The organism is Ligilactobacillus ruminis DSM 20403 = NBRC 102161 (assembly GCF_900113455.1).
Classification (GTDB): Bacteria; Bacillota; Bacilli; order Lactobacillales; family Lactobacillaceae; genus Ligilactobacillus; species Ligilactobacillus ruminis.
This window is the reverse complement of the sequence record NZ_FOPI01000006.1, coordinates 53,938-75,192: the sequence shown is the minus strand read 5'-3', so window position 1 is coordinate 75,192 and position 21,255 is coordinate 53,938. Positions and strand designations below refer to the sequence as shown.

The window sequence follows — 21,255 nt, the reverse complement described above, 5'->3', positions numbered from 1 at the left end:
CAAGAATCGCTGTTTTGCCCGTAATCCCGACTTCACGCGCTGATCAAGCAGGCGATGCGCAACATTGCATTTGGCAAAAAGAACCCTATAAGAAAAATAAATCGGTTTCCATAATATCAAAATCAAAAAAATGCCGGACAGAGTCGGCTCAATCAGACCTCCTGTTCGGCATTTCATTTAATTAAAGAGGTGCACGGGACTTTTTCCGTCATCGCATCATTACACGGTTGCCGGTTCATCACCCAAATTTTCCGTCTGATTGAACTGACTGTTGTACAAATCTGCATAAAATCCGTTCTTTTCCATCAAACTCTCATGATTTCCGGTTTCAACGATTGAGCCGTGATTCATCACGATGATCTTGTCGGCATCCCGAATCGTTGACAAGCGGTGCGCAACGACGAAACTCGTGCGCCCGGCAAGCAGCTTGTTCATGGCACGCTGAATGAGCACTTCGGTTCTGGTATCGACGGAACTCGTTGCTTCATCCAGGATAAGCACCTCAGGATTTGCCAGGAAAGCACGCGCAATCGTCAACAACTGGCGTTGACCTTGTGAAATGTTTGAAGCTTCTTCATTTAAAATCGTATCATAGCCTTTCGGCAATTGACGCACGAAAGTGTCAACGTGCGCTGCTTTTGCCGCTGCCATGATTTCTTCATCGGTCGCATCTTCACGGCCATACTTGATGTTTTCATAAATCGTGCCCGTAAACAGCCAAGTGTCCTGAAGAACCATCGCAAAGTGTGAACGCAATTCGTCGCGAGACATCTTGCGCGTATCGATTCCGTCCATTCTGATTACGCCGCCATTGATTTCGTAAAAGCGTTCCAAAAGGTTGATCAAAGTCGTTTTTCCGGCGCCGGTCGGTCCGACGATCGCGACCATCTTGCCCGGATTGGCTTCAAAATTAAAATCTTTCATCAGGATTTCCTTGTTGGAATAACCGAATTTGACGTGTTCAAACTTGATTTTGGCATCGGTTCTTTCATCAGGCAGAACTTCCGTTGGCTCTTTCATCTCATCTTCATCAAGCACTTCAAAAATTCTTTCAGCAGACACGATTGTTGCCTGAATCGTATTGGCAAGGTTTGCCAATTGCGTGATCGGCTGCGTGAACTGGTTGACGTATTGCAAAAACGCCTGAACGTCGCCAAGCGCCATCGTCTTATGCGCAACGGCGATTCCGCCGGCGATCGCAACGAAAACATAGCCGATATTTTTGATCAGGTTCATAAACGGCATGATCAGTCCGGAGATGAACTGGGCTTTCCAAGAAGCCTGATAATAGCGTTCGTTTTCTTCCTCAAACTGCTCGATCATGTCGTCTTCTTTATTAAACGTCTTCAAAACCGTGTGTCCGGCATAGTTTTCTTCAACCTGGTTGTTTAAAATACCAAGACTCTTTTGTTGTGCCGCAAAGTGTTTTTGGGACTTTGGAGCAACGACCATTACGATAAACAAGCTCAAAGGAATCGTGACACACGCAATCAGCGTCATCTTCCAACTGATTGAAAGCATCATGAAGAAGACACCGACGAAAGTGACGACGCTCGTTACCAGCTGCGCCAAACTTTGCTGCAACGTACCGCCAATGTTGTCCATATCGTTGACCGCACGCGACATGATGTCACCGTTTGAGTGCATGTCGTAATATTTGATTGGAAGTCTTTGCATCTTCTCTTTCATGTCGCGGCGCAGATTATAAACGATTTTTTGCGAAATGTTGGCCATGATCAGCTGTTGCGCAACGGACAACACCCCAGAGACGACATAGCAGACAGCCACGGTAATCAAAATATGCGTGATCTTCGTGAAATCGATTGGAAATTTCGAAACGGCGTGTCCCAGCTTCATCTGCATATAGCCGCTCATTACGCCCTTATAGATTTCAGTCGTCGCCTTCCCTAAAATCTTCGGAGTGACAATTTGGAAAATAACGGACCCGATTGCAAAGACAATGACTGCAATGATGCCCCATTTCCATGGATTCATATAGGCCAGCAAGCGCCTGGTCGTCCCCCAGAAATTCTTGGCTTTTTCCGGTTTTCCTTTCATTTTTGGACCTCTTGGCATCTACATGTCCCCCTTTCTGATTTGCGAGTTGACGATTTCTCGATATGTTTCATTCGTTTTCAAAAGTTCTTCGTGCGTGCCTTTGCCGACGACTTCGCCGCCGTCCAGGACAATGATCACGTCGGCTGAAAGTACGGTCGAAACGCGTTGCGCAACGATCACGACGACGCTGTTTTTGATTTCAGGATCTTGTTGCAGTGCCTGACGAAGCTTGGCATCCGTTTTAAAATCCAGAGCCGAAAACGAATCATCGAATACATAAACGGAAGCCTTTTTCATCAGCGCGCGCGCAATCGCCAAACGTTGTCTTTGACCACCGGAGAAGTTGCCGCCGCCCTGTTCGACGACGGAGTCCAACCCGTCTTCAAGTTCTGAAACGAAGTCTTTTGCCTGAGCAATTTCCAATACGTGCCAAATGTCTTCATCGGTCGCATTCGGGTTGCCGAAAAGCATGTTGCTTCTGATCGTTCCCTTGAACAGAACTGCTTTTTGCTGCACGAAAGAGATTTTGTCATGCAAATCCTTTTGCGCGACTTTTTTGACGTCTTTGCCGTTGACTTTGACCGTTCCGTCTGTCGCATCATACAAACGCGGAATCATGTTGATCAAAGTTGATTTGCCGCAGCCCGTGCCGCCGATAATCGCAACCGTCTGACCAGCGACAGCTTTAAAGTCCGTTTTGGTCAAAGCAGGCTTTTCAGCACCTTCGTAGTAAAAATCGACATTGTCGAATTCAAGCTCGGAAGGAGCGTCTGCCGTGAATCTTTCAGGGGCATCGGGATCCGTTATCGTATACTTCGTATCAAGGACTTCGTTCAAACGTTCGGCTGCAGCCTGTGCACGCGGAATGAAGACGAAAACCATCGAAAGCATCATGAAACTGAACAAAATCATGTTGGCATACGTCATAAACGAAACAAGGTTTCCGACTTCCATCGTCTTATCGCCAATCAGCCTGGCACCGAACCAGACGATCGACATGTTCGTTCCGTTCAAAATCAGATTCATGATCGGAAACATCAATGAAACGATGCTGAAAACCTTGATCCCCGTTTCAGTGTAGTCTTTGTTTGCTTCTTCGAAACGATCCTGTTCGAACTTGTCCTGACGGAATGCCCGGATAACGCGCACGCCCGTCAGTCCTTCACGGAAAGTCAAATTGATTCTGTCGATTTTGCCCTGCAGACTCTTGAACAACGGAACGGAAAAGCGCATGATGATGCCGATGGCAATCGCAAGCAGCGGAACGGAAACCAAGAAGACCATTGTCAGTCTTTTTTCGCTTTGATATGCCATAATGCTTGCGCCAATGATCATCAAAGGCGCCATCAGCATCATGCGAAGAGACATCAAAACGACATTTTGAATCTGCAAAACGTCATTGGTCGTTCTGGTAATCAAAGAAGACGTGCTGAAGCCGTCAATTTCCTGATTCCCGAAACCAAGCACGCGTTTAAAAACGTCGCCGCGAAGGCTCGAACCGGCCTTTTGAGCAACCTTGGCCGCAATGTAGACGTTGCCGATTGAACCAATCATTCCAATCGCGGCAACCACGAGCATCTTAAAACCCACCGACCAGATATAATCAATATCGCCCTTGGCAACGCCGTTATTAATCATATCCGAAGTGAGGGACGGAAGGTTCATGTCACAGATTACCTGAACCGTTAAAAAGGCTACGGAAGCCGCAATCGCAGGCCACGAGACTCTTTTCTTAAGTAATTTATACATCCTGCTATTCCTCTCTTTTCAAGCGAACGCTCATTATTTATCAGAATTTGTCATCAAATTCATTAAACTTACCATGATATACTACTATCTATCTTTTTTATTGTCAACTTTTTTAACAAACTTGAACGAAAAACTATCAATTTTCTTCATAAACGCAAAAAAAAAGAACTTCGGAAAACTCCAAAGCTCATTGAATTACGCTTCAAATTCTTTTTTGAATGCCGCAAGAGCGGGCTTGTTATCAATAATGTCAAAATAAACATTATCAAAGCATCCGCCAAATTCTTTGAGTTTCAAAGCATTGTCGAACGCCAAAGATACCATCTTCGCATCATTGCCAAAAATTCCGCAGCCAAATGCTCCAAGAATAAGATTGCGATCTTCGTGAATCTTGAAAACACGCAAAACACGAACGATTTTTTCAAAAATATCGCTGTACAACGTTGCTGAATTAAACTCTACGCCATTTTGTCTGATCAAATTCACGTTCGGAGCCGCAATCGAGACAAAATCGACGTAGCGAGGATCCGGCAAAATTCTGTCTTCTTTTTCATCACGCAAAACCTTGACATGACGCGAATAAATCAATGACGGGCTGATGTAGCCGTTTTTTGGATCAAGTTCATTCTTGTAATAGTACGTTCTTCTGAACTTGCGCAGCTCGGGAAACAAGTAGCTGTTTCGGCAGATCCATTGCTCTTGTGCGTTTTCTCCATCCATAAAATGTCCGCCCGGAACGAACGGATTGGCAAAATTCAGCACGCCGATTTTGTCGTCTTCGCCGAACTGTCGGATTCTGTATAATAAATTCTCTTCATTTACGAAGATCCTTGCTTTCCGCGTACCGGTACCCGGCGATTCTTTCGGAGACGTTTCGAACAATTCGGAATCTTGATCGATGCGAAACATCTCGATTTGAAACAAGTTCATCGCCTTGTGACCAAGTGCCCTTCTTTTTTCTTTTTCCATTACAAACTTCACCTTTAACAAATATATTCAAGTATGACCATATTTTTGCCGTATATCATTATATTCAAAACTCGGAACTGCAAAAATAGCGTACATCTTCAATTTTAACACATTAATTGCTATTATTTATCATAACTTGCGAGTTTTCTTATGATTGATTTAATCACAATGTTTTCCTATTTTTTGTTTTCTGATACAATTCACTTAAAGGAATGATTACAGTGAAAATAAAGTCAATCGGCGTTCGGGAACTCGTTGAGTTTTCCTTGAAATCAGGAGACTTGAAATCAAGCGGAGCCGGACGCCAGAATACCGCACTTGACGGTTCACGAATCCATCGAATGATTCAGGCATCATGGGATGACGACGTTTCAGTCGAAACAGACCTGCAGATGCAGATCACTGCAGGAAAAACGCCCCTTTTGATCCACGGACGTGCCGACGGACTTCATCAAACGGGCGGCATCGTCGATGAAGTTTTGGAAATAAAGACTTCATCCTTTGATTTTTCAGAACTTCCTAATGACATTTTAACTCTTTATTTTGCTCAAGCAAAGATTTATTCGCATATTTTAATGAAAGAATCTAATTTGAAACAAATGAAGGTTACTTTGCTGTATTTTCAAACGACAACGGAACAATTGTCCAAAAAAACCGTTGTCGTCACGCGCAAAGAAGCTTCAGAAATTTTCAACAAGGCCGTGTCCGAATATCAAAAGTGGCTCGAACTTGAAAACGTTCTGCGTGAACAAAGGCAGAAAAGTCTCAAAATGCTCAAGTTTCCCTTTGATAAATACAGAAAAAACCAACGCGAGCTGGCCGTTTGCGTCTATAAGACCATCGCTTCGAAAAAACGCCTCTTCGTTGAAGCTCCGACCGGGACCGGAAAAACCGTTTCAGTGCTTTTTCCTGCCTTAAAGGCCATGGGCGAAGAAAAATGCAGCCGCATCTTCTACCTCACTGCCAAACAAAGCACGCGCAAGTCCTGCGAGGACGCAATCGCGTTGATGAAACCCAATCTTCGTTCAATTACTCTGACTGCCAAAGACAAGATTACGTTTGACGAGGAAAAAGATCTGCCGGACGATCAAAACCCTTATTTTATCGGCTACTACGATCGCATTCGCCCGGCCATGCAGGACGTTTTGAAACATGAAACGATGATTGCGCGAGACGTCATCGAACGCTATGCCAGACTGCATCAGGTCGATCCGTTTGAGTTTTCGCTTGACCTCAGTCTTTTTTGCGACGTCATCATCTGCGATTACAACTATCTTTTTGATCCTTTGGTCTATTTGCAGCGTTTTTTTACGGACGAGCATCCGGACTGCTGCTTTTTGATCGATGAAGCTCACAACCTTGTCTCAAGAGCAAAGGAAATGTACGCCTCAAGCCTTTTGGAAGAATCGTTTCTTCTTGCCGAATCGGAAGTCAAAAAACTCGCCCGCACGAACAATATTGCAAGAAAGATCAAGGATGTTTCGGCAGTCTTTGAAACTCTCAAAAAACCCATGCAGGAATTCAATCAAACGTCTTTGATCATGAAAGAACAGCTCGACAGCCTGTTTGATCCGCTTGAGAAATTCATCGACTTCACCCAGGAATGGATGCGCGACAATCCCGATCAAAGCCAATACCCCAATCTTTTGAACTGCTTTTTTGAAGCCTATTCCTTCGTTAAAATCAGCGGCTTTTACAATGAAACTTTCAGAACGAAACTTGTCTATGATAACGACAACCGGTTGCTTGATTTAAAAATTTTTTCGCTCAATCCTTCTGCTTTGCTTGACCAAAGCCTGAACCTCGGCGGATCAAGCGTCTTGTTTTCTGCAACGCTCAGTCCGCTTGAATACTATCAGGAAATGCTCGGCGGATTCGACAGTCTGATTTATTCTTTGCCGTCTCCGTTTGATTCAAATCACTTGAAAGTTTTGATTGACGACAAGACGCAGGTTACGTACCGCAAAAGAGAAGAAAATCTTCCAACGATCGTTTCAAAACTCAAGATCATGGTTGAGGCCCATTGCGGCAACTACCTCGTTTTTTGCCCGTCATACTCCTATCTTGAAAAGCTCCACGAAGCATTCCGCACTGCATTTCCAAACGTCAAGACCATCATTCAGGAAAACTCCATGTCTGAAGAACAAAGGCGAGCTTTCTTAGAAAGTTTTGCAGAAAAGCCAAAGGAGCCTTTGATTGGATTCGCAGTTCTCGGCGGCATCTTCTCCGAGGGAATCGACCTCAAAGGAACCAGACTTTCCGGCTGTGCCATCATCAGCGTCGGGCTTCCGATGCTAAACGACGAAACGGATGAGCTCAGAAAATACTTTGATGAAAAAAATTTCGACGGCTTTCAGTATGCCTATCAGCTGCCGGGCCTGAACAACGTTTTTCAAGCTGCCGGACGCGTCATCAGAGGCGAACGCGACGTCGGCATCGTCTTGCTGATCGACGAGCGCTTTGCTGAACGCAGGTATGTTCAATTCTATCCGCAATTCTGGAACAACCTGGAATACGTGCACGGAAACGAGCAGCTGAGAAATTCGTTGGATAACTTCTGGAACATTCAGGGCTGAACAAATAGTCTGGGAGACAGTCCCCGGAAGCAGATTTTTTTTGCCAAATGCAGCAATTGATAAATCAGCGCGACAAGATTCTCGGTTATTCCCATCATGGCAGATGATTTTCATGCATACGAAAAAAACCGGATGAAATTCGCAATCAATTGCAAATCATCCGGCTTTTGGTTTAAGGCATAGTTTTTTTCAAAGCCTCTTTGTTAGTTATTTCATCTGCATCACCGAAAAACTGCCGGAAAGACCTTCCGTTCTGTGCGTGACCATCAGCACGCTGCAATCAAGTCCGCTTAAAACGGAAACCACCCTTCTTTCCGTTTCGGCGTCAAGATTTGCAAGGGGCTCGTCCAATAGAATCAATGGCTTGAAATCAACAAGAACCCGGGCAATTCCAATCAGTTGGCGTTGCCCGGCCGAAAGATTCCTGCCGCCGTTTTCAAGCTGATGGTCCATTCGATCTTCAAAGGATGCGCACAAGTCGTCAATTCCTAAAACTTCGGTCACGTGACGCAGCTTTTCTTCTGAAATATTTCTGCCAAGCAGGATGTTTTCTTTCACGCTTCCTTTGAAAATCTGATTTTTTTGCGGAATGAGCGAAACGAGTTCCGTTGAATCGACATATTCTTTGGGAATGACGATTTCCCCGGAATCAGGAATCAGATCACCGTTTAAAAGTTTCAAAATCGTCGACTTGCCGCAGCCGCTTTTCCCGACAAGCGCAACCTTGACGTTTTGGGCAAGATCCAAAGAAAAGCTCAGGTTGCTCAAAACCTTTTCTTTTCCGTTCTCATAGGAGAAATCGACTCCGTCAAATGCAACGCATTGATCATCAACGTGTTTTTGAATGCCTCTGACCTCTTTTTGATTCAGAAATCCTTCGATGCGTTTTTCAGAAACCCTTTGGCGTTTCAAATCGGCATAATAGCTCGGCGCCTCATAAAACATCCAGGTAAAACTGTTCGTCAAAAGCGTAAAACTGATGAACTGTCCGACAGTCAGCTGATTGATGCTGATCAGATAAACCTCCGTGACAAGCGACAACACGTCAAACAACAATCCGAAAAAGACCGAACTTGTTGCCAAACGCCACTGAATCATGCTGTTTTTGTACTGGTTTTCCAAAAATTCCTGGTACGAACGCTTGAACAGATCAACTCCGAATGACTTTCGGTCGTTGATTCTCAAATAATCTTTCGCATTGAACAAAGATGACAGCATCGTTTGCAATTTTTCCTGGCTGCTTTGTTTTTCCTCTTGGCTTGACAAAATCAGCTTGCCAAAAATTTTGGGTCCAAAAAACGACATCAATGACAGCACGATAATAATCAGCGTCAACGGAACCGATGTAAAGACGCCAAAGAACAACGCAGCGACAAATGAGCTGATTCCGCTCAACAGGCTCGTCAGCGTGAGCGGAATTTCTGAAGCAAATAACTGACAATCGGACAAAACCAAAGTCAGCCACTTCGAATCATCGTTTGACAAAGGCTTTTTTTCTTTTAGCAGCAAAAAATCAGACAGTTTCTTTTCAAAGTCAAACGCGATCATTTTGCCTTTTTCAGCCGCAAAATACCTCAGCAGGATGATTGCAAAACAAAGCAGCAGCAATGGTCCGATCAAATGCCAAACAGCGTTCAGACCGTTTTTTTCATCAATCCCTGCCAAAAAACGCGCCAGAAAGAACTCAAGCATTGCGCAAAGAATCGCGCATGTCCAGACAACGGACGTTTTTTTGACTGTTTTCTTAATGCTTTCAGTCATTTTTCTCACCCCCAAGCGAAATGACGACGTCTTCTTTTTCGATAAGATCAAAGGTATGAGCAATGATTACGATGCCGCGTTTTCTTTTTTCTCTTCTCAACACCCTGAGCAGTATCTCCTGGCTCCTGGCATCAATATCGGAAAACGGCTCATCCAAGAAAATGAACGGCTTGTCTTCCAAAAGCGCGCGCGCAATCGAAATCCTTCTGATCTGACCTCCGGAAAACATCCCCTCATCATCGATTTTTGTTTCCAGTCCCTTCGGCAAGTCCGCAATTCTTTGCCACATGTCCAGTTCTGACAAAACTTCTTTGATTTTTTCTTCTCTGACGTTGTTTTTGCCAAGCGTAAGATTTTCTTTCAAAGTCGTTCTAAAAAGCGTGCTTTCTTGCGGAACGAACGAAATCTGAGATGAACCGATGCAATCGATCGATTCTTCGCGGCAAACAAATTTGATCTGACCTGAAGTCGGCAAAAGCTCTCCTGCGATGAGTTTTAGCAGCGTCGTTTTGCCGGCACCATTTTTTCCGACCAGAAAATACAAGGTTCCGCGCTCAAGCAGCAATGAATAATCATCGATGACTTTCTTCTCTGCATTTTCATAAGCGAAATCAACGTGACTCAGTTCGATTTTGTCGCAAGTTTTTGCCACGGCTTCGGCTTTTTTTGGTACGTTTTCGTTAAGCTGATGTTCAACTCGCTTGTATGAGGCATCCTGTCTTGCCAACGCATCAAGCGTATACGGCAGATAGAGGAATTGGTAAAAGATCGACCCGATGCCGGCATTCCAAAGTCCGATCATCGTCCCCGTTTCAATCATCCCCTTGCTGACAAGCACGATGCCCAAAGCAACCGTAATAATTTCAGCAACGTATACGCCGCCAACCATCAGTCCTTGGTTTCCTGAAGCATAGCGCGCGTAACGCTCATAACTGCCGCGTTTTTCGTCAAAATATTTTCCGTGTTCGTTCATTGCCCAGGGAAAAACCTTTAAATTCCGCAAAACGGGAAAACCTTTGCTGATTTCTTCCAAAAAAGTCTTGTGAACGTCGTCTTGTCCAAGGTACGCCCCATTTTCCGCGCTGCTTCGTTTAAAGAAGTACTTGCTCAAAAAATAAAAGACGATACTGATCGCAATAAACGCAAAACCGTACGGGACCGAAAAACAAACGATGTAGATCATTCCGTACAAAACGTTGAATGAAAAATCAAGCATCGGCAAAACGCCCACAATAAATGAGGAAGAAAGCACCTCAGCATCATTGTTTATCATGTTCAAAACGTTTCCGCTCGTTTTGTCCTTGGAATCCGTGCCAAACATGTCTTCGACGATTTTGACCCCGATTCCCATGCTGAGCGTCATTTTGACCTTTTCCTGGATGCATGCGGACCAGTAATACGTCAAAATATAGATGATGACGCCGACAAGCATCAGGCAAAGCGCGTCAAAAACTTCTGAAACCTTGCCGGACATTGCGGAAGCAATTCCTTTTTGAAGCAAAAAGGAGACGTAAACGTTGAATCCCGCCATGATAAAATGCACGAAAAAAAGCAGCCAGACGCTTTTTTTGTCGGAAAACTCGATTAGCTTAAGATATTTTTTCATTAAAACTCCCCCTTTCGGATTATAAAAGCCTAAAATCGCTGCATATTACCATTTTCGAACCATATTCCATCCTCTAAATAAGAAACGTCATCTTTAAACATATAACTTAAAACAACATCAAATACTTTTGTCGTCAAAGGTATCACACCATGCACTATAGTCGGATATCCTGGATTGCTTCTTTTGTCCTGATACTCAATTTCGTCAAAATACATGCCGTTAGTCTCTTCGTTATACTTTACTTCAAAGTCCCTAAAACTCTTAGTTTTACCTGGAATAACTAATGGTCCTATGCTTTGATTATGCATAAACAAACATGGAACTTTCTTTTTTTCAGAGCATTTATCTACTAACCTATCTATAATTCCAATCGGTTTATCTGCTGTTTGTATGATCATATCAGCATCGGGAATTAAATTATATACATTATCTTCATTTATATATGAAGAAACTGCATTAACACAAACACCAGAATTAAATTTTTTAATATAATTCTTCAATGCCGTAACTTTTTTATTTCCTATGTCCCTTTCAAAATAAAAAAATTGTCTCATCAAATTACTCTCATCCACAACATCTCCGTCAATTATGCTTATATTCCCTACACCAATGGCAGCAAACATCACCGCTAACAATGATCCTGGTGAGCCCGCACCAATTATAACAACAGAAAATGAACTTATCACTTTCTGTATTTCATCATCGTCCATGCCCTCAAGATTGTTCTTAAATCGTTCTTTCAAGTATAGCAACTGATACCCATATCTATAGTTATTTGACAACTCCGTCACAGCATATTCAGTATTTTGCTCCACATCTTTTATTAAAGTTATCCCCTTACGACAAAGTATTGCAAGATGCAATTTCAATTCTTGCTTTTCAAGACCTAGCATATTCCCATTATTAAGAAAATCTTTTATTGAAATTTTGTTACTGGCATTTTCTACTATAAAATCAACATATTTATTTGATTTTATTCTGTTAAATTCCCTCTTATCACCGGAAAAAAATACATAGCTATTTTTACTAGGATTATACCCAAAATCAACACTGGGATTAAACATTAATACATCCATGCTGACACCTCCATAAAAAGCAAAAAGCAGCCACATACGATAAAATATCAATGGACTGCTTATATAAAAAAGTTGATAAATCTATTTTTTTACGTATTATTTGTGAAATACATACGTTGTTCTCGGCCTAGGCTCAGTATGTGAATAAGCTACGTGTTTTTCATCTTCGCTAATTTCATCTTGGACCTTTTTAATTTCAAGATCTGTCAACTTATCAAAATTCAACTTATCCATTTTTCCTCGTCCTTTCCTATAAAGCATAATGTTTCTTCACTACAACAAACGTTTGTCAGACTATATTATATAGCAGTATCGCCAGAAAGTACACATCATTTTTTAATATTTTTTATTCACAGAACATTTTATAAAAGCTTTTATCTAATAGTTTTATTTCTATCTTCTAATATGCCAATATCAGCTACTTCATTTCCTTAATATGCTCCATTCATATCTTTATGCCTATGGAGCTATCAAAACCCATTAATTCCTTTAATGCTTGCCTCAACATATCTTCTTTTCTTCTATCAATTCCAGTGGTCCTATTACACATCATATGAATCATGCTTTCGTATATATAGTCATTATCAATCATACGCTTAGACAGATATTTAGCATATTCATCTAATAGTTCATCATAATTTTCTAAAATGAGCTTCATCTTATGATCCTCTTTCAAACCAACCGACAATCGTTCTATTTTTTTTACCAACATTTTCTTGTTAGCATGTAATTTTTTCTTGAAAGATTGCAAAGAACGGGCATTACCCAAATTTAAATTCTTTGCTACATCACCCTTTTTAAATTTTCTTGTTATTTTTAATGCTATAAAAAGTTGCAATATAATGACATTATCAACAAGTTTTCTATTCATTGTTTCTAATATAAGGTTAGTCTCACTAGTTTGGTAATTTTCATAAAAAAGCATACCATTATGTCCGCCATATCTGTTAGACTCTCGAAAATAATTGCTTATTGTATAATCAGTTATTATATCACATTTCGATAAAAGATTTATAATTTTACTTTCTACTTTATATCTATCAGCACCATTTAGGAAAAATCTTAACCTGATGTGATTTCTTTCATCAAGATACCTTACATAACTAAGCCTTACTCTTTCATCAATGTTTTCTATAATGCTTTCCTCTATTTTTAATAGATAATCTTCAATAAATATTTTTTCAAATTCTTTCTTCATGTAAAGCTTAAAATATATTACCTCGTCAATATTTGCTACTTCATCAATATACTCCTCATTTTTATTGAACGGAATCCCAGCATCATGATTAGAATTATACTCATACTCACTAACAATTTGCACATTTTTACAATCACCTTCTAAGCAACTATTTGCACTAGCTATCATAATATCATCATCAGTGCAACTCCGAAGCATGACCAACAATGACTCAATTTCATTATCACTATTAATATTGCATATATATTTGACATCACCAAATTTAAATAAATATTCATTTCTTATCCTACAATCGTGGGATCTATCAAAATACTCATTCAAGTATCTTTTAATCGATGACACTTTATCAGTTAATATACTTATCAATATATTTTTATTGATCAAGAAGTGTCTGCTAAAAAGAACTATTTTCCCATAACAAACCTCCACATCACAAAATTCTTTATTTTGTAAATCTTGCATTCTCGATAACAAATCATTCAATGTGTTATATTGTCCTAAATAAGATATGGTCTTGAGAATATCGCTTCCGTTTTCAGGATTTATGGAATTATAGTTTTTCAGTATAACTTTTCTTCCATTTTCTAAATTCATTAATCCCAGTCGATTAGATTCAGAATACACAACTAAATCTTCTAAAGAAATATATTCACTATCATAATTTCCTATTTTATTAATTGCAAGTATATTTTTTTCTGATATCTGCGAGTCGACATTATCTATACGTTTATCTTCAAAATCATATATTACCTTCAATGGTGAAAATGATTTTTCAACATCTTTACACATATATAATTTATACTCATTATCTAATCCCAATATATCAATAAATCTTCCTGACATATTTCCTATTGAGTTAGAACCAATTTCTTGACTTAATGATAAATCCCTTAAAATACCGTCTTTAGTTAAAATACCATCAAATAACAATTCCCCGGAATAATAATGTGAATTTGCCACACCATATTTAGCCTTGAGTTCCTTATATACATTTTGTATAAAATTGCAATTTGCCAAGTCTAGTTTTCCATGGCATATTCGTATACTCTCAAGTTCATTTCTATACTTAGCAAGTATCTCATCAAAAATTACGTTAATCTCTAGTTTTTGATTATTTATAAGATTCATTAAAACTTCATCATAAACAATTTTAGAAAGCGGAACATAGGATTTACTTCCATACTTATCTATAAAATATTCATGTATTTTTCTACTATACACAGATATAAAACCATTTGAAATTTTATCAAAATCACAAAGCATATCATGTATATTATTAAAGGTTTCATTATAACTGTTTCTATCTACCGTATCCTCACTTGAACTAACAACATTCAAACACGTATTGCTTTCAACAAGCCTATTCATAACGGTACATAATTTGATATAATCATCTATAGTAAATCTGTTCGAAATTATATTGATACCATGAATAACTAGACGAACATCATCAACTATCTTAGAAGGAATAGCATCAATATAGCTTTCCAAGCAATCACCACGTTCAAACTCATAAACAATGAATTTTATGCTCGCCAATTTTAAAGTTATATCAGTTGCTTTTACTTTCTCTATCCCGTATTCATTCCTCAGAATTCTCAAAAAATTAGAATACTTAATAGGTTTCTTCAATAACTTATATATAATATCCAACTCAGGATTGATTTTTATCACTGAATCAATTCCACTTCCATCTGCTTTATAGAAACAAAAATACCCCGCTTCTTTGATAACATTATTGTTAATCGATATTTTTAACGATTCCTTCGAAATAGAGAACATCTTCTCCAGATCAACATATCTGTCGATAAAAGAGTATAACCACCCTCTATCTATAACACATTTTACCTTTCTCACACTAAACTCCGCACCTCTGAAAACTGATGCAAAATCATATAACGGTACCGAATCAAACGTGGCTCTAGAGGCATATTTAACGATAGTTTCAACCTGCTTAGACTTTAACTGCCCTCTCTCTGTACTAATATTAGTGTAGAAATTAGGATTTGCAATGGCGATAGCATCTAATATCTTTTTAAAGTACGATTACTAGACATATTCTCGAAGCTAACGTTTCCTTTGGCAACATATTCACTTATGTACTTGTATTCATCTAAAGTCAGCTTGTTTACTCTGAAATAAGATAAATTGTTTTTTAAATGCATAGCCATGAATATCTCCTCCATACATAATCATTTAAATACAATTACTATAAAACAAAATGTTACAATCAAATTGTAACTTAAATTTAATTATTCAACAACTATTATCAAATTTTATTCACAATAAAAAAGCAACCCGCTTTTTTGCGGATTGCCCTTCATTTTGCCTATTTATTTTTTGCTCTCGACTGCCGCCTGCATCCCCGCCTGACGACCGAAGATGATCGTTTCAGAAATCGAATTGCCGCCGATTCTGTTGTTGCCGTGCAGACCGCCGCAAACTTCGCCGCATGCGAACAGCCCGGAAATGACGTTGCCGCTCTTATCTAAAACGTGCGTCTGCTTATCGATGTGAAGACCGCCCATCGTGTAGTGAATGGCAGGCGCAATATGAATCGCATAGTAGGGAGCCTGATTCAATTTGCGTTCCATGCCCGTCTTTCTGCCGAATTCAGAGTCTTGTTTCTTTTCGACGGCTTGATTCCACTTTTCAAGCGTCTGCTTCAGATCATTTTCCTTGACGTTAAGTTTTTTGGCAAGATCTTCCAAAGTTTTGGCCTCAACGACCAGACCTTGTTTTTGATAAAAATCAACGGCTTTGACGCGTTTTTTGACTTGCGAATCAAACACCAGATAAGCACTCTTTTCTTTGAGCGCAGTGATTGCGTCAGAAACGATGCGTCGCGTGGACAGTTCATTGACGAATCTTTTGCCGTTTCCGTCGACCAAAACGGCGCCTTCTCCGCGCACTGCCTCACCGATCAGATAAGTGTGATCCGTATCCTGTTGAACGGTCGGATGAACCTGAACCAGATCCATCTGCATGACTTCTGCTCCGACCTCTTCCGCGAGCTTGATTCCGTCGCCCGTAGCTCCGGCGTGGTTCGTGGTTCTGTATGCTTTAAGATCAGGACGATACTTGGCAATCAGGTCTTTTGAAGCGGAAAAGCCGCCCGTCGCAAGGACCACCGCCTTGGCATAAACGTTTCTTTGGGCCGTTTTGACGCCGCAGACCGCACCCTTTTCATCCGTCAGAAGACGTTCGGCCTTCACGCCGCAGACAACGGGGATTTCGAGTTCTTTGGCTCGCTTCATCAAATTGTTGACCAAAAACGCGCCGATCGGTGCCAGACTCTTCGGTCGATGCGTTCTCATCCTGCTCATGCCGCCGGTAATCGTCAGATCGTCCAGTACGATGCCGTGAGCAGCAAGCCAGTCAATCGCAAGAGCACCGTGCGATGCAAAATATTCCAAAAGCTCCGGATCGTTGAGCTTTCCTCCGCCCTTGTACGTTTCTTCATAGAAGTCATGCCAGTCTTCGACAATGCCGTGCTTAAGCTGAACGATCGTTTCGGAAGCATTCATCCCGGAAGACGCGCGCATGGAATTTCCGCCAAACGTCTCCATCTTTTCAAGAATCACCGGCTTTAACCCCAGCTCGCGCGCCTGAATCGCACACGTCAGGCCAGCGCACCCTGAGCCGATCACAATCAAATCGTAGTCTTCTTTCACCAAATCGTTCGGTTTATTTGCAGTATTTGCCAAAATAGTGCTCCTTCTTTCGTATATTCTACTATAATCTTAACGAAAACCGACTTTTACCGCAACAATCTTTTGATTACAGATGCTTCATGTTCTTCACGAACTCGCTGAGCTCTTTTGGACTCATCTGATAGTTGCTGTCGACCCACTCAAACATGAGCGTCAGACATGCGCCGGAAATCATTTTGGCCGTAAGTTCCCTATTCGTGGAAGATTCAATCGCACGTTGGACCCAGCCGATGCTGTGCAGCCTTCCCTCTTCGTCAGCTTTTAGCAGCTGACAGCTGAGCATCTTGACCATCATCCAAAACAGCGTTCCGTTGTTGTTATTGATGGAAACGTTTCTGAACAGTTCCTTATCGTTGACGATAATTGCAATAATTGAATCAATCACGTCATTTTCATCAATTCTTGCAATCATCAGCCTTTCAAACGAATAGTACATCAAATCATATTTATCCTTAAAATAGCGATAAAACGTGCTCCTGTGCACTTTTGCTTCCTGACAAATCTGATCGACGGTAACTTTTTCAATCGCCTCATGCTTGAGCAAATCGCGCAGACTGTCTGCCAAAGCCTCTTTTCTTTCTTCTTGTTGTTGAGTCAATTAAAACACCTCGCAAACCATTACTGACTTGATTTTATCGTCAACTACCACCGATTAAAATCGATGGCTTGTAGCTCACAAGCCTAACGGCTTAGAAGTAGTAACGCACTAATGTGCTTCTTCACGATGTGGCTACATCATCGGGTGGTTGACGACACACCCGTTTAGCCAACGAGATTTACTCACCGGCTGTTACTTTGTTGAAAGACGGGCGTTCATTGCCACTAATATATTGCGTGCCCAAAAGCTGAATGTTCATAGCGCCAATACGGTCATCGTTGGATTGATAACCGCAACGATCGCACACGTACAAATGTTGCTGATGATTACGGTTATTTTTGTAAATACGACCACATTTTGGGCATCGCTGGCTTGTGTATTTAGCTGAAACTTGAACCACTTCGCTTCCGACTAAATGAGCTTTGTATGTCAAGAACTGTGCTAATTGATAAAAAGCCCATGAAACCTGCTCATAACGTTGTGTTTTTGTTACTTTTTCAGTTGCGAATCGCACATTTGCCAGATTTTCCAAAACGAAGAGGGTGTCTGCTCCATAACGATTAACGAGTGTCTTTGATAACTGATGATTAATATCAGTCATCCAGCGGTTCTCTCGTTGACCGATTTTCTTTAAACGACGTTTGGCAGATTTGGTTCCCCTGCTTTGCAGTTGCTGACGCAATCGCTTAAACTTGCTCCGTTTGCGTAGCACTTCCTGACCTTGAAAAAACAGTGTTTTTCCGTGTTCATCATAAGCAGTCGCCAAGAATCGCAATCCGCGATCAATACCAACCACATGTTGTGATTGTTCTTTAAGATAATCCGGCAGTTCTTTAGTTGCGCTAATGTGCATATACCATTTGTTGCCAACATGGAGAATCTTAGCCATGCCGAATTCCCAAGTACCGTTTAAATATTGATCGAATCCTTGACAGGTAAACGGCACTTTTATACGCCCGTTAACTGTATTGATAGACATAATGTGATTGTCCTTAAGCGACCAATCACGATTGCGTTGCAAGTCCAGTTGAGGACGTTTGAAATTGATAGGATGCCATAACCAATCCAGGGTACGGGTCTCGTTTTTCCAAATATCGTTGCCGTATCGATCTTGTTTGCCCGTATTGTAGCGATAAGGCTTTTGAGCCAACTGCGTTTTAACCGTTCTGTAACGGGCAACGACGTTACGGATTGCGGACTGAGCCATTTGTGCTTTTAATCCATAATCATTCCGCAACTGGTGATACAATGCCTTGTTCAGCTTTGCTTGAGCCATTTCAAAGCTATGGTCAAACATATACTGAGAAACCGCATTACAAGCTCGTCGGTATTGTTCTAAGGATTTGGTCAAAACCGATTCATCCAATGATGACTGTAGCTTTAATTTACATTTAATGGTAATGGTTTGTTGCAACAGGTTCACCTCGCTTTCTTCATACATCAATTATATCATATTGATATGGGAAAAGTCGGGAAAGGGAAAAGGCAAAAAAGAAGCGCCTCAGGTTCTTGAGCGAGGCTTTCCTCCCATCACTAAAGTGACGGGTTTCCAGCCTATATATTTATCAATGAAAATACAGTGCATGGCACTAAATCGTCAACGGGCGACTTAAAAATCGGACATTTTGTCAAAAGATTGAATTTGCCCTTTAATTTTGATTAAAGGAGGATTATAATTAACTAAATTAGATCAATAAATTAATAGGGGGCTTTCTTTATGAGAAAATTTGCCGTTATCGGCTTGGGCCACGTTGGCGCAACCGTTGCATATACTCTTGTCACAAAAGGTTTGGCTGATGAACTTGTTCTGATTGATTCAAACGATGACAAATGCATGGCTGAACAATACGATCTGCTCGACTCTCTTGGTCGCCTTGATACTCATACGAAAATCAAGGTGCAGGATTATTCCGAATTAAAGGACGCAGACATTATCATCACTGCATTTGGCAACATCGCCGCATTGTCCTTGGACGGCGATCGTTTCGGAGAATTCAACTTCAACACTGCCGCAGCTGCAGACGTCGGTCCAAAGATCAAGGAATCAGGATTCAACGGCGTTATCGTCAACATCTCCAACCCGTGCGACGTTATCGCAACGCTGCTCCAAAAGTACACGGGACTTCCAAAGAACCAAGTCTTTGGTACAGGGACCTTCCTTGACACGGCACGCATGCAGCGCGCCGTTGGTCAAGCACTCAATCAGGATCCAAAGAACGTTACCGGCTACGTCATGGGCGAACACGGCGAATCACAATTTACGGCATGGTCAACGGTTCGAGTTGCCGGCCATCCGATTGCCGAAGTTGCCAAAGAAAACAATCTTGACCTTGAAGACCTTGACAAGCAGGCTCGTCGCGGCGGCTGGCTCGTCTTCTCAGGCAAGCGCTACACTTGTTATGCCATCGCAACTTGTGCCATCAAGCTTGCCTTGGCAGTTCTCTCTGATGCGCACCTTGCATGTCCGGCCTCAGTCTACCTTGAAAAGTACGGCTGCTACGTCGGCTATCCTGCCGTTATCGGTGCTGAAGGCGTCGTTTCGGTAAATTACACGGAACTTCCTGCCGAAGAAGAAGAAAAGCTCCAGAGCTCCGCTGAATTTATCGCAAAAAAGGTCAAGTCTCTCGAAGACTGATTCATAAATTGTTTTGATGAGGCTTGAAAAAACTCTGCCTCAAATTAAAAGAGGCCGGAAAAAAATTCTGTCTTAAATCGAAAAACCGGATGATTTGCAATCAATCGCAAATCTGATCCGGTTTTTTTGCGTATGCAGGACGATCGCCTTCAATGATGGAAATTACCCAAAAATAGTTTGGCGCGCTGATTTATCAGGCACTGCATTTGGCAAAAGCTCTGCCGTTTACGGACACATCGATAAAAATTGGCTCTTTGTCCGTAAAACTTGAATGAAATTCTGGCACATTAGTCGAACAGCCACACTGCATATTCCGATTTGCCTAACCATTTCTTAAACTTTATGGCTCATTCTTTTCAAACGCTTGTCAGCCATATTTTCATAGACTATAATAAGGAAGTTAATCAATCAAGATATATTCAGAAAGGACTTTTAATCATAATGATAATTGAACTAATCAAAGCCTTCCTGTTCGGTATTGTTGAAGGCATCACCGAATGGCTTCCAATCAGCAGCACGGGGCACATGATCCTGCTTGATCAATTTGTCAAATTGGACGTTTCAAAATCATTTTACAGCATGTTTGAAGTCGTCATTCAGGTTGGAGCCATCATGGCCGTTGTCGTCATCTACTGGAACAAAATCTGGCCGTTCCATAAAAGCAAGCAAACGGGTCCGATGGCTCCGACCGGAATTTGGCGCTATGTCGACAAAGACATCATCATCATGTGGATCAAAATCGTAATTGCCTGCCTTCCAGCCGGCATTATCGGCGTTGCTTTCAACGACACGTTTGAAAAACTTTTCTATAACCCGGTCAGCGTTGCGATTGCGCTGATTGTTTTCGGGATCGCGTTCATTTGGGTCGAAACGGTTCACAAAAACAAGCGCGCCAAAATCAGTTCGCTTGCCGAGCTTTCATACTATACGGTTATTTTGATCGGTTTCTTCCAATTGATTGCCGCTGTTTTCCCGGGAACGTCTCGTTCAGGCGCAACGATCGTCGGTGCCTTGATTCTTGGCGTTTCAAGAACCGTTGCCGCAGAGTTCACGTTCTTCCTGGCAATCCCGGTCATGTTCGGCGCTTCATTGTTCAAGCTGTTGAAATTCGGTTTCGTCTTCTCACCTGCCGAACTTTTGATTTTGATCGTCGGTTTGATTACTGCATTCGTTTCATCAATCATCGTTATCAAATTCTTGATGCAATATATCAAAAAACACGACTTCAAGGTCTTCGGATGGTATCGCATCGTCCTTGGCCTGCTGGTGCTGCTTTACTTCTTGGTCATCAAGTAGATTTTTGGCACTGCATTTTT

At 41.5% G+C, this 21,255-nt stretch carries 13 protein-coding genes; 3 read left to right on the top strand and 10 right to left on the bottom strand.

Translation table 11 applies throughout. The features are described 5' to 3' along the window. Positions 1-219 precede the first annotated feature (219 nt). The 3 genes from BMZ95_RS02255 to BMZ95_RS02245 form a co-directional block, all read right to left on the bottom strand. Positions 220-2,076, bottom strand: a complete 1,857-nt coding sequence (locus tag BMZ95_RS02255) for an ABC transporter ATP-binding protein (protein ID WP_041819810.1) — start codon at positions 2,074-2,076, stop codon at positions 220-222. Continuing rightward, the gene (locus BMZ95_RS02250) at positions 2,077-3,807 is read right to left on the bottom strand and encodes an ABC transporter ATP-binding protein (RefSeq protein ID WP_046922231.1); all 1,731 of its coding nucleotides are present in this window, start codon (positions 3,805-3,807) and stop codon (positions 2,077-2,079) included. Positions 3,808-4,002: 195 nt separating this feature from the next. After that, entirely contained in the window at positions 4,003-4,776 is a 774-nt protein-coding gene (locus BMZ95_RS02245; RefSeq protein ID WP_046922230.1) for a TIGR02452 family protein, read from the bottom strand. 221 nt (positions 4,777-4,997) lie between these two features. Between BMZ95_RS02245 and BMZ95_RS02240 the strand changes: the two genes are divergently transcribed. Beyond that, positions 4,998-7,352 (top strand): ATP-dependent DNA helicase, encoded by a 2,355-nt coding sequence (locus tag BMZ95_RS02240; RefSeq protein WP_052750355.1) that lies wholly within the window; start codon positions 4,998-5,000, stop codon positions 7,350-7,352. 207 nt (positions 7,353-7,559) lie between these two features. Here the strand turns inward: BMZ95_RS02240 and BMZ95_RS02235 are convergent, their stop codons facing one another. The 7 genes from BMZ95_RS02235 to BMZ95_RS02205 all read right to left on the bottom strand — a co-directional run bounded on the left by BMZ95_RS02235 (position 7,560) and on the right by BMZ95_RS02205 (position 18,718). Then, positions 7,560-9,113, bottom strand: a complete 1,554-nt coding sequence (locus BMZ95_RS02235; protein ID WP_046922228.1) for an ATP-binding cassette domain-containing protein — start codon at positions 9,111-9,113, stop codon at positions 7,560-7,562. Beyond that, positions 9,106-10,719 (bottom strand): ATP-binding cassette domain-containing protein, encoded by a 1,614-nt coding sequence (locus BMZ95_RS02230; RefSeq protein WP_046922227.1) that lies wholly within the window; start codon positions 10,717-10,719, stop codon positions 9,106-9,108. The genes BMZ95_RS02235 and BMZ95_RS02230 overlap by 8 nt, the downstream gene beginning before the upstream one ends. A gap of 29 nt (positions 10,720-10,748) precedes the next feature. Continuing rightward, positions 10,749-11,795 (bottom strand): ThiF family adenylyltransferase, encoded by a 1,047-nt coding sequence (locus tag BMZ95_RS02225; RefSeq protein ID WP_052750354.1) that lies wholly within the window; start codon positions 11,793-11,795, stop codon positions 10,749-10,751. A gap of 445 nt (positions 11,796-12,240) precedes the next feature. Continuing rightward, positions 12,241-14,850 carry a thiopeptide-type bacteriocin biosynthesis protein gene (locus BMZ95_RS02220; RefSeq protein WP_046922226.1) on the bottom strand — a complete coding sequence of 870 codons (2,610 nt, stop codon included), beginning with the start codon at positions 14,848-14,850 and terminating at the stop codon, positions 12,241-12,243. 476 nt (positions 14,851-15,326) lie between these two features. Next, positions 15,327-16,700 (bottom strand): flavocytochrome c, encoded by a 1,374-nt coding sequence (locus tag BMZ95_RS02215; RefSeq protein ID WP_046922225.1) that lies wholly within the window; start codon positions 16,698-16,700, stop codon positions 15,327-15,329. A 73-nt stretch (positions 16,701-16,773) separates the two neighbouring features. Beyond that, on the bottom strand, positions 16,774-17,304 hold the full coding sequence (locus BMZ95_RS02210; protein WP_046922224.1) for a TetR/AcrR family transcriptional regulator: 531 nt from the start codon (positions 17,302-17,304) through the stop codon (positions 16,774-16,776). A 178-nt stretch (positions 17,305-17,482) separates the two neighbouring features. Then, positions 17,483-18,718, bottom strand: coding sequence for an RNA-guided endonuclease TnpB family protein (locus BMZ95_RS02205; RefSeq protein WP_074786387.1), 1,236 nt, complete (start codon positions 18,716-18,718; stop codon positions 17,483-17,485). 303 nt (positions 18,719-19,021) lie between these two features. Here BMZ95_RS02205 and BMZ95_RS02200 point away from each other — a divergent pair, with 303 nt between their 5' ends. Together BMZ95_RS02200 and BMZ95_RS02190 are read left to right on the top strand one after the other, a co-directional pair. Further along, on the top strand, positions 19,022-19,939 hold the full coding sequence (locus BMZ95_RS02200) for an L-lactate dehydrogenase (RefSeq protein WP_014072886.1): 918 nt from the start codon (positions 19,022-19,024) through the stop codon (positions 19,937-19,939). A gap of 441 nt (positions 19,940-20,380) precedes the next feature. Then, on the top strand, positions 20,381-21,235 hold the full coding sequence (locus BMZ95_RS02190) for an undecaprenyl-diphosphate phosphatase (protein ID WP_202813196.1): 855 nt from the start codon (positions 20,381-20,383) through the stop codon (positions 21,233-21,235). Positions 21,236-21,255 lie beyond the last annotated feature (20 nt).

Excerpts from the sequence above, each read along its gene's own strand:
- BMZ95_RS02255 (WP_041819810.1), bottom strand. The coding sequence starts at position 2,076 with ATGCCAAGAGGTCCAAAAATGAAAGGAAAACCGGAAAAAGCCAAGAAT.
- BMZ95_RS02250 (WP_046922231.1), bottom strand. The coding sequence starts at position 3,807 with ATGTATAAATTACTTAAGAAAAGAGTCTCGTGGCCTGCGATTGCGGCT.
- BMZ95_RS02245 (WP_046922230.1), bottom strand. The coding sequence starts at position 4,776 with ATGGAAAAAGAAAAAAGAAGGGCACTTGGTCACAAGGCGATGAACTTG.
- BMZ95_RS02235 (WP_046922228.1), bottom strand. The coding sequence starts at position 9,113 with ATGACTGAAAGCATTAAGAAAACAGTCAAAAAAACGTCCGTTGTCTGG.
- BMZ95_RS02230 (WP_046922227.1), bottom strand. The coding sequence starts at position 10,719 with ATGAAAAAATATCTTAAGCTAATCGAGTTTTCCGACAAAAAAAGCGTC.
- BMZ95_RS02225 (WP_052750354.1), bottom strand. The coding sequence starts at position 11,795 with ATGGATGTATTAATGTTTAATCCCAGTGTTGATTTTGGGTATAATCCT.
- BMZ95_RS02200 (WP_014072886.1), top strand. The coding sequence starts at position 19,022 with ATGAGAAAATTTGCCGTTATCGGCTTGGGCCACGTTGGCGCAACCGTT.
- BMZ95_RS02190 (WP_202813196.1), top strand. The coding sequence starts at position 20,381 with ATGATAATTGAACTAATCAAAGCCTTCCTGTTCGGTATTGTTGAAGGC.